The sequence below is a fragment of the Coleofasciculaceae cyanobacterium genome, from assembly GCA_036703275.1.
Classification (GTDB): Bacteria; Cyanobacteriota; Cyanobacteriia; order Cyanobacteriales; family Xenococcaceae; genus Waterburya.
On the sequence record DATNPK010000011.1, the window covers coordinates 247617 to 261671 of the forward strand.

Genomic DNA, 14055 nt, shown 5'->3' on the forward strand with positions numbered 1-14055 from the left:
ATCAATAGCTAGATCACAATTATCTTGAAATAGCTTTTAATAGTGGTTAATAGGGAATTTAAATAAAGCAATTATGAGTAATAAAGAACACGAAAAAGTATATAATGAAAGCCACGACGAAGATGCGTTTCGCACCTCTAATGAAGGTGATGTAGTTGACGAATCTAAATCTTTAGAAGAAAAGAAAGAGCAGATTGCTGTAGAAAGTTGGGATATTGCAGGTCATGTTAAAACTCCCGCTTATTTTGTTGTAGAAGAACCAGACGGAGAAGAAAAAGCACTACATCACGTAAAAGATGCAGAGGAAATTTCTGATGTTATTCGCCAGGCGAGAACAGATGAAGATGGCGATCGCAAATGGTGGTAATTTGAACGAACATTGAACATTTAGTTTAGGTCAACACGTTTGCTTAAACTACCTAAACCATATTTAGTAAATATTAAAGGCTGTAGTTATTTAAGTTAGCTACAGTCTTTTTTAACTAGTTAGCTTTACTTAGATCTAATTCTTTATAGTAACTAAAAAATAAAATATCTAGCTGAAGATTTATACCTATTGAAAGATGCGAGTTTAAATTGACTTTCATATACTGTTGAAATCGTTACAAATTTTATAATCTATTATTCATACATAATAACTACGGTCATGTTGACAAAAAATAGAGGGAAAATAGCTCTTATCTCCGTTCATGGCGATCCTGCAATAGACATTGGTAAAGAAGAAGCAGGAGGACAAAACGTTTATGTTAGAGAGGTGGGAGAAGCCTTAGCGCGTCAGGGTTGGCAGGTTGATATGTTTACTCGTTGTAGTGATGCGCAACAAGAAAAAATTGTCGAACATAGTCCTAATTGCCGCACAATTCGCTTAACCGCAGGGCCTCAAGAGTTTATCGCCAGGCAAAAAATATTTAAGTATTTGCCTGAATTTCTCGATGCCTTCATTCAGTTTCAACATGATCAAAGAACAATTTATCCTATAGTTCATACTAACTACTGGCTTTCTGCCTGGGTAGGCATGGAGCTAAAAAAACGCCAGTTAGTTCAGCATCTGCATACTTATCATTCTCTAGGTGCAGTGAAATATAGATCGATAAACACAGTGCCAATGATTGCCAAAACTCGCTTAAAAGTTGAGAAGCAGTGTTTGGAAACTGCGGATCTGGTGATTGCTACCTCGCCGCAAGAAAAAGAGCATATGCGATCGCTTGTATCAACCAAAGGCAACATCAAAGTAATCCCTTGTGGAACTGATGTTAGTGCTTTTGGTAGTATTTCAACCGAAGCAGCAAGAACTAAACTTGGGTTACAGCCAGAAGATAAAGTGGTTCTTTACGTCGGACGTTTTGACCCGCGTAAAGGCATTGAAACCTTGGTTAGAGCAGTTGGTCAATCTAAGGTTAGAGAACAGCAAAATCTGAAGCTAATCATCGCTGGCGGTAGCACGCCTGGCAGAAAAGACGGCAAAGAAAGAGAACGTATTGAAAGTATTGTTAACGAACTAGGACTGCAAGATATCACTACTTTTCCTGGTTTAGTTAACCATCAAGATTTAATTTACTACTATGCAGCAGCGGATGTCTGCGTTGTCCCCAGTCACTACGAACCCTTTGGGTTGGTGGCAATAGAAGCCATGGCTTCTGGCACTCCTGTAGTAGCTTCTGAAGTTGGAGGCTTAAAATATACCGTTGTCGATGAGGTAACGGGATTACTTGCTCCACCTCAAGAAGAACAGGCTTTTGCTAGCGCGATCTCCCAAATTTTGTCTAACCCATCATGGTGTCAGCAACTTGGTAAAAACGCTAGGGAAAGAGTTGAGTCTAAATTTAGCTGGGATGGCGTAGCCTCTCAATTAGACCAACAATATCTATCCGAGTTGAATAAGTTACACCAGGAGTTTTTAACCCCAGCCGTGTAATTACTCTTCGTGGCGTTGCTTAGTTTGAATATGTACAAAAACAATAATTAATTTTATCTGCGTATTCTAATTCAGCATCGTCACATCAACTAAAAATATAATTAGGAGTTTCTTATGAACTTAACTAAATTAACTACAGCTACTATTATTACTCTTAGTCTAACTGTACCCGCTGGCATAGCCTTGAGCCAGGATAAAGAAGGAACTGTAGACCAAAACCTAAACCAGGCTGAACAAAACATGGATAACATGGGCGAAAACCTCAATGATGCAGGAAACGCCCTTGATAACGGTGTTGAAAATACTGGCAAAGCTGCCGAACAGGGTTTAGACAATACTGGTGCAGCGATAGAACAAGGAGCGCAAGATGGGGGTGCTGTTATTGAACGCAACTCTAATCAGGCCCAACAGCAAGTAGAACAAACTGCGGCAGAAGCACAAAGAAACATCAACCAGGCTGCTGAAGCAGCGCAAGCCGAAATGGCCCAAACCGCTGCTGATATAGAACAGCGAGATAACTGGGGTTGGTTAGGACTACTTGGTTTACTTGGTCTGTTTGGTTTGGCTGGTAGAAACAAGAAAACTCGCATTGTCGAGGAGCACCGCGATCTAAAACCTTTAGATCCTAATGAGGGCAATACATATGTATAACAGCTAATCAATTGACTAGCTAATTAACGAGAAGGGACAGATTCCTGTCCCTTTTTTGTGTTGCTTTGAGCGTTATACTAAATTTGATTGAGAAAACCCAGTTGCGGTAAATAATTTTAACTAGGCTAAAAACCTTCTGATGCTAAAGGATATGGTACTTCTGACTTCTGTACGGACGTTCGATGGAACGTCTTCTCAATAATGGCTGCCAGACTTACGATGTTGAATTGCCGTAATTCCACTGCTTTGTATTACTTCGCCTTGTTCTACTACTGCATAGATTAAGGTGCGATCGCCTGATTCTATACTGCTTTGAACGGTACATTCTAGATAGGCTAAAGCTTCTTCAATAATTAAGCAGCCGTTGCTAGCGGTTTTGGTAGTCAAATTACCAAATGAATCACTGCTTTGAGCGCAAAAGTTTCTCCTTACGCTTCTACCTTCATTGAGAATATTCAGCACCAACTTATCGCCTAGACTGCCGATTATGTCTGCATTTTGTTCTTTAGCTACCGCAATCATCACTCCAGGAGGATTAAAAGTTGCCTGGGATACCCAAGAAGAAAGTACACCACGATGAACATTATTATTACAGGTAGTTAAGACGCAAAGCGAACCAACAATTCTACCGACTGCTTGTTCGGTGCGATCGATTTGTATTTCTGTTACCGCTTGGCGAGGAGTACGCAGCCTTTTGGTTTTTTTTAATTTTTGGGTAAATTCTTGACCAGCCTGTATACATTCTTTTAAAGTACTAACAGTAGGACTAAAACGCACTTGGATTGGTTCAAAGCCAAAGCTATAATGAGCATCTTTGAGTTTATTTTCCAACAAAGCGATCGCTTCACCACTCCAGCCAAAAGAACCAAACACCCCTGCTAATTTAGTTTTGGCTGCGTTAGCTAGGACAATTCCCAATGCTGTCTGAATTTGAGTTGGCGCATGACCACCTAATGTCGGCGAACCGATGATAAAACCATCACAGGCTTGAACTGCTGCGGTAATTTCTTCAGTTGAGGCAAGTTCGCAGTTAATCGATTCTACCGCTACTCCCGACTGTATCAGACCATGAGCGATCGCACTGGCAATGGTTGCGGTGTTGCCATAAGCAGAGGCGTAAAGTAAAACTACTTGAAATTTTTTGCTGGTTTGTTGTTGACACCACTGTTGATAATCATAGCTAAAGCGGCTGAGGCTATATTTAATTAATGAACCATGAGCAGGAGCATATATTTTGCTAGGTAAAGGCGCAAATTTAGCTAAAACAGTCTCTAACTGTTTGGTTTGGGAAGCATGGAGACAGTCAAAATAGAAACGGCGGTCTAAATCTAATTGTTTCCAGTTATCATCGAAGATGGGTTCATCACACAAATGCATCCCAAAAAATTTATCGCTATAGAGAATTTTACTTTGAGGATCATAGGTACACAAGCCATCTACCCAACGGGGAGTAGATGCACTCAGAAACTGTAGTTGATGTCCTTGTCCTAAGTCTAAAGTATTATTGTCTCTGACTACTTGAATTCGCGATCGCCATTCGGGAAATATTAATGCACCTTCTAAAGCTTTGACTGCTGGTTTAGAACAGATTATTTTTGCTTGAGGTGCTTTTCCCGCTAAGAGTTGCACTGTTGCCAAACGGTTAGGATTAACGTGCTGCAAGATAATGTAGTCTAGCTTTTGTAAATCGAGATGCTGTTCTAAACTATCGAGGTAAATTTGTGTAAAAGACTGCCCTGGTGGATCGATTAAGGCGATTTTATCTGCTTGAATCAGATAAGAATTGGAAGTAGTGCCTTTTTGACGCGAATATTCAACTTCAAATTTTAATCTTTCCCAGGTACGCGATCGCAATACTTCAGTGTTTGTACCAATTTTAGCTACTTGAACGTCTCTTTGTTTGGCAGGTGTGTGATTAATAGTTGCTTGTGTCATGATGGTTAGTTGTTGATGGTTAATTGTTTGTCCCCTAAAGGATATGCCCGTGCATGATTAGCTGAGTCCTTCGGACTTGCTTCGCGTCCTAAAGGATTAGAAGTTCGCGTCACACGTAGTTAGTCCTTTAGGGCATATCGCACAGATGAACACAAATGATTTATTGTTTGTGATTTGTTAGTTGTTGATGGTTTTTTGTTTATGTCGTTGAGTTATTTTTTGTTCTGGATCGACACCTTCAAAGGTGGGGGGTAGCCAAACTCGGACTACTAATAAAACAGATAAAACTAACAGAAAAGAACAAGTGGCTAATACCTGACTCCAAGGAATTTCTAAAATTCCCTTGACGATAATTTCTCTTAGAACTGAGACAATTGAGACTTCGACGGCTACACCAATAGAAATTCGACGTTCTTGCAAGTAAATGATTAATAAGCGAAATAATTCGACTAAAATTAGTAAAAACAGAATGTCAGCCGTGACTTGGGTAAAATTTAAGGGCGGTAGCAGAGAAATAAACATCTCTCGCAACTGAATCGCCATGAAGCTAAATAAGCCGATACAAAGAGAGATAATAATCGAGTCTTGGATAAATTCTAAAATTTGAATTACCCCACTGCTATTGAACAATTTGTACCAGGGAATCGGTGGGGAATCGACAAGTTTGTGCATGGTGAATATAGGGGTGCAGGAGTGCAGGAGTGCAGGGGAGGAAAGCTAATAGCTAACAGCTAAAAACTAGTAAATCAGAACGAAGGTAATTTACATTAAGCGTATTTAATAATGATTTCCTACCTTACGATGATGAACAGCAGTGAGGACATCTAGTTTGGCTACTCTACCAGCTTCTACAGTGCTATAAACAATCCAGTGATCGCTACATTCCAAGCGATTACTAACTTCGCATTCGATATAAGCTAGAGATTCGGCAATAATCGGTGAACCATTATTCGCAGGTACGGTTTTGATACCTTGAAAGCGATCTGCACCAGGGGGGAAACGTTTGAGAAAATGTCTAATTAGATGCTGATAATTGTCTTCTTCTAAGACATTCAACACAAAACGATCGCCAATCTGTAAGAAAGATTCAATTGCCCGATCTTTAGCCACTGCGATCGCAATTCCTAAAGGAGTTAAACTGGCTTGTGTCACCCAAGAGGCAACCATGGCACTAGAGATATCGCCTTTTGTGGCAGTGATAATGTATAAACCGTTGCTAATTCTGCCCAAGGCTTTTTCTAAACTATTGTCAATTGCTTTAATTTGTTTAATAGTGCGATCGCGAGTTAACCACTGTCCTAAATCTGTACCAGCTTCATCACAAACTTGATTTGTAACCCGATCGGGAGATTTTTTGACTAAAATTGGCGGAAAGACTTCAGTTAAGCCAATTTCCTGAAACTTATTCCGCAGTGGATAAATTGGTTCATCTTCGCCACCACCAGATTCAAATAAGGCAATCGCCTGTTTATTATGGGCTGCTGCCATTATAGTACTGAGAATAGTATGGGCTTCTCGATCTGATTGAGATGGCATCCCGATGACTAAACCTGCTGCTTGAGAGACTATTTCTCTTACTTCTTGCGGTTCGGTATTATTCCAGTCAATTAATTCTACAGCCACACCTGTTCTAGTAATTCCATGCGCGATCTCTCTAGCGAGATAATCGCTGTAACCGTAGTCTTGTGAATAAAACAGGGCAACCAAAGTTTCAGTTTTAGTTTGTGCCTGACTCCATTGTTGATAGCGATCGACTAGTTCGGTACGATTATATTGTAGTAAAGGGCCATGTCCTGTGGCGATCGTTCTTAATTCTAGTTTGCTCATTCGTTTAATTGCAGCTAAAACCGAACGCGCATTGGGTTTCATCAGACAATCATAGTAATATTCATAGTCTGCCTCGATTAATTCCAAATCTTCATCAAAAGTAGGTTCATCGCAATAGTGCATCCCAAAAGCATCGCAAGTATAAAGAACTTGAGTTTTATAATCGTAAGTAAAAATCGTATCGGGCCAATGTAAATTAGGCGCCGAAACAAATTCTAATTCATGTCCATTTCCCAAATCCAAGCGATCGCCATTTTTAACTATCTGATGTTCAAAAGGTTTATGCACCATGTCGGCTAAAAATTTAATTGCCACTTTCGCACCGATTACCGTAACCTGGGGTGCTAACGCCAAGATGTCTTTAACTAAACCACTGTGATCTGGTTCGGTATGACTAATAATTAGATAATCCAGTTGCGTTGGATCGATAAAACCTGTTAACAACTCCAGATAAAGCTGACGAAACTTGGCGTGAGAAGTATCTACTAGTGCTAGCTTTTCACCCTGAATGATAAAAGAATTATAAGTAGTCCCGTTTTGTAAGCCAAATTCAACATCAAAGCGATCGCGATCCCAATCTAAACAACGAATGGCATTAGTTTCTGGTGCAATTTCGGTAATTTGTAAAGTCAGTCTGGCAGTAGATTTACTATTTTGGTTAATATCTGTCAATGCAACCATAAGTCAGTTACTCCTGGTTAAGTACTTTTAAATTTCCCTTAGCCCAAATTTTAATTGGATAGAACTTTAATACATCAAGAGTGAGAAAACTTTTTGCCTACTATTTATCACTCACTTGAATTAATACGTTCTCCTAAATCACAAAATGCTTTGGCTTTCTTTCTTTATATTTACGTGCAGCCTCTTAATTTGTAAAATATTTATTTCTGACTATATTGATTAGAGCGACTTATAGTAATAGCAAAAATTGTAGCTATTTATATTAACAGATAAAAATATAGATGAATTATAGATAAAAATCAATCTATCAAATAACAAATTATTTTTATATTAAGCTTGAATATCAAAAATAAGGAAAAACCAACAACATTTAATCTAATTAGCTTATAAATACATTTTTAATATATTATTGCTTATTTTTATAATTCAAATTGAGTATAAATACTCATTACAATGTTTTTGCTTTGTTCCAGCCTAAATTAAGTTCTAATCAGGATTTATCGTGAAAAACGCAATATTTTAGCAAATCAAATTAAAAGTAAAATCAATAACTTTTTATTTAGCATTATTGAGCTTTCTAAATTCTAACTATTGATACCAGGATCTAACTCCTTTTAATAAGAAATACTTGGTCATAAGATTACAAATCGTCATCTCAATTTAAAAATTTTAATGGTATTATTTTTACATAGACAAAAAACAATGCTTTTTAATATTGCATTGACCTTAATCTATATAATAATTAGTCTAAAATAATTTTTCTATCGCAACTTTATTTCCAGACTAGACAAATATTCAATTTATTTACTTCACAGCCAATCAAACAATTGAGATGGTTGCAAGGAGGATGTATGAGCAAATTATCTCGGCGCAAATTTTTATTTACTACTGGTACTGCTGCCAGTGCGGTGTTACTCAAGGGCTGCCTGGGAAACCCGCCCGAACCTGGGGGAGAAGCAGCTACAGAACAAGTACAAGCAACCGATATTAGTCCTGAAATGATGCCTGAAACTACCAAAGTTGTTTTAGGTTATATTCCCATCGTCGAAGCAGCAGCCTTAGTTATTGCCAAAGATACGAGTGCTCTTTTTAGTGGGTAGCAATGAGAGTAATAGTAAGCATTGATTTATATCTTTTTGAATCTATCTATTTTAAAAATAGGAGGACACCATCATGAATCAGACAAAGGCGAAACCATCCACAGGCGAAGGGTGGGCTGTCCATGTTTACGATAGCGATCGCCACCTGCGGTTTACTTGAGAGCCTTCGCATATTTGGGCGTTCAGTTGGGGCATTGGGGTTGGTCTTCTAATGGCCATTGTGTGGTCTGCGCTCTATAGCGCGTCCCATAGCTTCTCAAGCAATACCGAGTATTTAACAAACCTTTCGCTAACTCCTGAAACAATCTCTAGGGAAGCCTTCCGCGCTGAGCCTGCTAGTTCATTCCCCTTCGGAATAGATTGACTATTAGTCACGATTAGATATGACTCAGGCTTAGATCGTAAGCCTAAATTATCAATCGAATAAAATAATACTTTTCAAATTCTTGGAATTTAGTCAGCTTTTGTGCAGCTAGCTAATGGAATTAAATTAAATTAATGACAGAGGAATTACAACATGGATTTTTTGTCCGATTTCTTGACGAGCTTTTTGGAGCAGTTACAGTCGCCGACACTCGGCTTTCTAATTGGTGGTATGGTCGTTGCCGCCGTCGGTAGCCGACTATCAATTCCAGATCCAGTCTATAAGTTCATCGTCTTCATGCTGCTCATAAAAGTCGGCCTGACCGGTGGCCAGGCGATTCGCGACGCCAATTTGGCGCAGATACTGTTGCCCGCGGTGTTCGCCGTGGTAATAGGAATCCTTATCGTGTTCATCGGGCGCTACACGTTGTGCAAGCTGCCGAAAGTCAAAGTCGAGGATGGCATTGCGACCGCGGGCTTGTTCGGTGCCGTGAGTGGCTCTACTCTCGCCGCTGGCATAACGGTACTGGAAGGGCAAGGCATCCCATACGAGCCCTGGGCCGGCGCACTCTATCCCTTCATGGACATCCCAGCGCTCGTGACTGCGATCGTCTTGGCTAGCGTTTATATCAGCAAGCAGCGCGGTACCGCAGATGAGACTCTCAGCAAGCAGGAGACTCTCAGCAAGCAGCGCATTACCGCAGGCGGGTATCCTAGCGAGCAGCGCGGTACCGTAGGCGGGTATTCTAGCGAGCAGGGCATTACCGCAAGTGGGTATCCCAGCAAGCAGCGCGGTACCGCAGACAAGCGGGTCAAAATATGGCCCATCGTGAAGGAAAGTCTCCAGGGCTCTGCCCTATCGGCACTGCTGCTCGGCCTCTTTCTAGGCCTGCTAACCCAGCCAGAAAGTGTCTATGAAAGCTTCTACGACCCCCTCTTTAAAGGCCTGCTTTCGGTACTGATGGTGGTAATGGGTATGGAGGCCACGGCAAGGCTCGGCGAGCTGCGCAAGGTGGCTCAGTGGTACGCCGTATATGCCTTGGTGGCGCCGCTGCTGCATGGGTTCATTGCCTTCGGTCTCGGCATGATTGCCCACGTCACCACGGGATTCAGCCCTGGCGGCGTCGTACTCCTGGCCGTCATCGCTGGCTCCAGTTCAGACATCTCAGGGCCGCCCACTTTAAGAGCTGGTATCCCGTCGGCTAATCCCTCCGCCTACATCGGCGCGTCCACAGCCATCGGCACGCCGGTTGCGATTGCCATAGGAATACCGCTCTACATCGGGCTCGCCCAGGCGCTGATGGGCAGCTGATCCCAGACGGGTCGCGGCGGCTAGATCGGCGCCTGGGCGCGCGGTGCTGCCGTTTTCCTAAGTTTCTATGTAGTTTAATGAATACACACGTCAAGAGGTAACCAACATGACCCAGCAAGCCAGCAAGCTCGTCATCGTCACGGAAAAGGTGCTGCTAAAAAAGATCGCCAAGATCATCAACGAAGCCGGGGCTACCGGTTATACGGTGGTGGACGCTGGCGGTAAAGGCAGTCGCAACGTGCGCTCGCCAGGACAACCCACCGTTTCCGAAAACTTCTCGAATATAAAGTTCGAGGTGCTTACCCGCAATCGGGATATGGCCGTGAAGATTTCGGATGAGGTCGCAGCGCAGTTTTTCGACGATTATTCGGGCATCGCTTATCTCTGTGACGCGGAGGTACTGCACGCGCACAAGTTCTAACTCAAAACCTAGCCGAGCGAACCAAAAAATCTGGGGCATTACCCCAGATTTTTGGTGGCCGTGTTTCGTGCCTGCGGGACGTTGACGCCGGCGAAGAAGTCATTGACCCAGACCTATGGGCCGCGCGATCAAAGAACATATCGATCTAGTCGGATTGCGTCCTCATGCAGATAAAGAGCCAGGAATGCTCTCTGGAGGACAAAAACAGCGAGTGGCGATCGCTCGTGCTTTAGCGATTCGTCCCAAGTTACTGCTGCTGGATGAACCTTTTGGGGCATTAGATGCCTTAACCAGAGGTAATCTCCAAGAACAACTGATGCGAATCTGCGAAGAAAGCCAAGTCACCGCAGTTATGGTTACTCATGACGTAGACGAAGCGGTGTTGCTATCTGACCGTATTGTGATGATGACTAATGGGCCGAGTGCCGAGATTGGGCAGATTCTCGATGTTGATATTCCTCGTCCCCGCAAGCGGATGGAAGTGGTCGAACATCCCAGCTACTATAGTCTGCGTAGTGAGATGATTTATTTTCTCAATCAACAAAAACGACTCAAGCAACTACGGGCAAGAAAAACAAGTGCGATCGCTCGTCACGGTTTAGAAAAAGTCAACTTAGAAATCGGCTTTGTTCCTCTGACCGCTTGCGCCCCCTTAGCTGTAGCCCAAGAAAAAGGCTTTTTTACCAAACACGGTTTAGATGAAGTAACTTTAGTGCGGGAAACCAGTTGGCGAGGTATTGTCGATGGTCTAGTTGGCAGTTATGTCGATGCAGCCCAGATGCCTTCAGGAATGCCTCTGTGGTTAACTTTAGGAGGTCACAAGGAAAAGCCTGTTTCCGTAGTTAGTGCCTTGACTATGACCCGTAACGGCAATGGTATTACTCTAGATAAACGCTTTTATAACCAGGGAGTTAGGGAATTAGCAGATTTTAAAGAATTTATCCTCAAAACCCAAGATAAACGCCATATTCTAGGAGTGGTTCATCCTTCATCTATGCACAACTTACTGCTGCGCTACTGGTTAGCGGCAGGGGGAATCGACCCCGATCTTGATGTGGAACTGCAAAATATTCCTCCTGCACAAATGATCGTCGATTTACAAAACGGCACTATTGATGGTTACTGCGTGGGCGAACCTTGGAACTTCCGTGCCGCTGCCGAAGGAGTTGGTTTCACTATTGCCACCGACTTAGAAATTTGGCAGGGACATCCAGGTAAAGTTTTAGGAGTACGGGAAGATTGGGCAAATGCCTATCCTAATACCCATATTGCTCTGGTTAAGGCTTTATTAGAAGCTTGCCATTACTGTGCCGATCCTAACAATGCGCTGGAAATTGAGCAGATACTATCTCAACGCAAGTATGTAGGGACTTCGGTTGAATATATTCATCTTGGTAATCCCGATCGAGTTACTTGCGATCTACAAATGCCACTACGCGAGTATGCCCATCACCTATTTTATGGTGATGGAGTCAATCGCCCCAGTCGTACCGAACACCTGTGGCACATGACTCAATTAGCACGATGGGGACACACACCCTTTCCCCGCAACTGGTTAGAAATCCTGGAGAGAACCTGTCGCGTCAACGTCTTCAGTACCGCCGCTAGAGAGCTTGGCTTACTCGATACTAAATACAATCGCGGCAAAATCAAACTTTTTGATGGCACTCAATTTGATGCTGATGATCCAGTTGCCTATCTCAATAGTCTCAAAATTAAAAGAGACTTTAGCATCGCCGAAATTGTCTTAGATTCCCATTCCACTGCTGCCTAAAATTCTCATTCAACCAACGAATAATAATAGACCAATGCACAAGCAACCACTAAATTTAACTCAATCCAAACAAAACCGAATTTCTCCTACTCTCGATCGAGAATCCCCATTTTTATTAATTGAAGATGTTAGTAAATCTTATCCTACTCGTAATGGCGATTATATTGTACTCAAAAATGTCAACCTGACAGTCAAACAAGGAGAGTTTATCTGCGTTATCGGACATTCGGGCTGCGGTAAATCTACTTTACTCAATATGGTGTCTGGCTTTAACCAGCCCTCCGAAGGAAAAGTTCTGTTAGAAAATCAACCGATTATTAAACCTGGCCCAGACCGCATGGTAGTATTCCAAAACTACGCTCTTTTACCTTGGCGCACTGTCTTTGATAATGTTTACATTGCGGTTCATGCAGTTTATCCTCAAAAGTCTCAACAAGAAAAAAGAGCAATTGTTAAAGAACATTTAGCTTTAGTAGGACTCACCGAAGCAGCAGATAAAAAACCACCTCAAATTTCTGGAGGAATGAAGCAGAGAGTTTCTATTGCTCGAGCTTTAGCGATTCGTCCACGCGTTCTAGTTTTAGATGAACCTTTTGGGGCATTAGACGCAATTACGAAAGAAGAATTACAGGAAGAATTACTGCAAATCTGGAACGATCATCGCTGCACTGTACTAATGATTACCCACGATATCGATGAGGCTTTATTCTTATGCGATCGCCTGGTAATGATGACCAATGGCCCTGCTGCGAGTATTGGCGAAGTGATCGAAATTCCTTTTGAACGCCCGCGCGATCGCATTCAGATTATGGAAGATCCACTGTACTACAATCTGCGCAATCGCGCCCTAGAATTTCTCTACGATCGCTTTGCTCATGATGAAGCTTAAAGTAGTGGTCTGTCGATTTGTAATTGATAGGTTTAGATAAGCTATTAGCTTTTAGCTTTTCCTAAAGGACGACGCGGAGCTAGTGCTTTAGCATACCGCTACGCATATAGCTTTTAGCTTTTATAAGTTACCCAAACTCAATATTAGGATGAGCTAATTTAAAGCCAGCGTCTTTGATTTTTTGGTTAGAAAGCTTCATATTATAGGCGCGAGTAGAAGTTTGAGAACTATCCCAAGTAACTGGCGGCAAGTTGTAAGCCTCAAATAATCTCTGAAAAAATTCTTTGGTAGTCAAGAATTGATCGCTATTGAGATGATAAATTCCCTGTAACTGTTTGACTCTCGCAAAGTCGATCGCTCGCGCAATATCTTTTACGTGAACCCAATTAGTATAGTCTTTTCCTGTTCCTGGACGGGTTGTTCCTGCTACGCGCCTAAATATCTTAATTAATTCTCTTTTTGGTCCATATATTCCACTCAAACGAAGGATACAGGTTTTCATCTCTGTTTGAGGAACTGATAGCAATACTTGCTCTGTTTGGTGCAGAATTTCGCCAAACTCATCTTTGGGATTTACTGTAACAGTTTCATCGATAATATTGCCGCTTTGACAATTTATAATGCCATAGCTACTGGTATATATAAGTTGCTTAATTGATGGAGTAGCCCTAATTGCAGTCACGATATTCTGCGCCGTTGTTAAATAAGCTTGGCGATAGCCTTGGGGTGTGCGTTGCTTTGACCCTACGCTGAGAAGAACTACATCTCGATCTACTATTGCCTGTTTCAAACTTTCTAAATCGTTTCCGTTTAAAACAACTACTTTTGCAGCGATCGCCTGTAGCTCTGGTTTTTTATCTGGCGTAGTTGTGGTTACCGTTACGTCATGCCCAGCCTCTTGCCATAAAGAGGATACCGCACTCCCTACATATCCACATCCGATGATTGCTAATTTCATTTTATCCGTTTAATGTGAATTAGTTCCGTTTAGATTTACTGGTTTTTAGCTTTTCCTAAAGGACGACGCTAAGGACGCGCCTCCAGGCGCTAATCCTTTAGGGCTAGTCTATCACGGATAAGCGGAGCAGCGGACGCGAAGCTTATCCGAAGGTGTACCCTTTAGGGAATCCTTTAGGGCGGTCTTGGGCTTTGCAAGGCGCGTTTTGCGAGACAGTCCGTTGCGGGGG

Annotated in this window: 13 protein-coding genes; 8 read left to right on the plus strand and 5 right to left on the minus strand. The window is 42.2% G+C overall.

Translation table 11 applies throughout. The features are described from left to right. Positions 1-73: 73 nt before the first annotated feature. From V6C71_02200 to V6C71_02210, 3 genes are all read left to right on the plus strand, one after another. Positions 74-367 (plus strand): hypothetical protein, encoded by a 294-nt coding sequence (locus V6C71_02200; GenBank protein HEY9767302.1) that lies wholly within the window; start codon positions 74-76, stop codon positions 365-367. A gap of 279 nt (positions 368-646) precedes the next feature. Then, positions 647-1915: a glycosyltransferase family 1 protein gene (locus tag V6C71_02205; protein HEY9767303.1), complete on the plus strand. Its 1269-nt coding sequence runs from the start codon at positions 647-649 to the stop codon at positions 1913-1915. Between the two features lie 114 nt (positions 1916-2029). After that, positions 2030-2566: a WGxxGxxG family protein gene (locus V6C71_02210; GenBank protein HEY9767304.1), complete on the plus strand. Its 537-nt coding sequence runs from the start codon at positions 2030-2032 to the stop codon at positions 2564-2566. A 195-nt stretch (positions 2567-2761) separates the two neighbouring features. Here V6C71_02210 and V6C71_02215 read toward each other — a convergent pair whose 3' ends face one another. The 3 genes from V6C71_02215 to V6C71_02225 all read right to left on the minus strand — a co-directional run bounded on the left by V6C71_02215 (position 2762) and on the right by V6C71_02225 (position 7009). Beyond that, positions 2762-4501, minus strand: coding sequence for a diflavin flavoprotein (locus tag V6C71_02215; protein ID HEY9767305.1), 1740 nt, complete (start codon positions 4499-4501; stop codon positions 2762-2764). A 177-nt stretch (positions 4502-4678) separates the two neighbouring features. Then, positions 4679-5173: a phosphate-starvation-inducible PsiE family protein gene (locus V6C71_02220; protein ID HEY9767306.1), complete on the minus strand. Its 495-nt coding sequence runs from the start codon at positions 5171-5173 to the stop codon at positions 4679-4681. A 105-nt stretch (positions 5174-5278) separates the two neighbouring features. After that, positions 5279-7009 (minus strand): diflavin flavoprotein, encoded by a 1731-nt coding sequence (locus V6C71_02225; GenBank protein ID HEY9767307.1) that lies wholly within the window; start codon positions 7007-7009, stop codon positions 5279-5281. Between the two features lie 851 nt (positions 7010-7860). Between V6C71_02225 and V6C71_02230 the strand changes: the two genes are divergently transcribed. Further along, positions 7861-8109, plus strand: coding sequence for a hypothetical protein (locus tag V6C71_02230; protein ID HEY9767308.1), 249 nt, complete (start codon positions 7861-7863; stop codon positions 8107-8109). Positions 8110-8155: 46 nt separating this feature from the next. On the opposite strand, the gene V6C71_02235 is transcribed toward V6C71_02230, so the two are convergent. Then, the gene (locus V6C71_02235; protein ID HEY9767309.1) at positions 8156-8281 is read right to left on the minus strand and encodes a hypothetical protein; all 126 of its coding nucleotides are present in this window, start codon (positions 8279-8281) and stop codon (positions 8156-8158) included. A 345-nt stretch (positions 8282-8626) separates the two neighbouring features. Here V6C71_02235 and V6C71_02240 point away from each other — a divergent pair, with 345 nt between their 5' ends. From V6C71_02240 to V6C71_02255, 4 genes are all read left to right on the plus strand, one after another. Beyond that, positions 8627-9784: a sodium-dependent bicarbonate transport family permease gene (locus V6C71_02240; GenBank protein ID HEY9767310.1), complete on the plus strand. Its 1158-nt coding sequence runs from the start codon at positions 8627-8629 to the stop codon at positions 9782-9784. A gap of 106 nt (positions 9785-9890) precedes the next feature. After that, on the plus strand, positions 9891-10205 hold the full coding sequence (locus tag V6C71_02245) for a hypothetical protein (GenBank protein HEY9767311.1): 315 nt from the start codon (positions 9891-9893) through the stop codon (positions 10203-10205). A 115-nt stretch (positions 10206-10320) separates the two neighbouring features. Beyond that, the gene (locus tag V6C71_02250; protein HEY9767312.1) at positions 10321-11979 is read left to right on the plus strand and encodes an ABC transporter substrate-binding protein; all 1659 of its coding nucleotides are present in this window, start codon (positions 10321-10323) and stop codon (positions 11977-11979) included. A 34-nt stretch (positions 11980-12013) separates the two neighbouring features. Next, positions 12014-12868, plus strand: coding sequence for a nitrate ABC transporter ATP-binding protein (locus V6C71_02255; protein HEY9767313.1), 855 nt, complete (start codon positions 12014-12016; stop codon positions 12866-12868). A 127-nt stretch (positions 12869-12995) separates the two neighbouring features. Here V6C71_02255 and V6C71_02260 read toward each other — a convergent pair whose 3' ends face one another. Further along, positions 12996-13826 (minus strand): NAD-dependent epimerase/dehydratase family protein, encoded by an 831-nt coding sequence (locus V6C71_02260; protein ID HEY9767314.1) that lies wholly within the window; start codon positions 13824-13826, stop codon positions 12996-12998. Positions 13827-14055 lie beyond the last annotated feature (229 nt).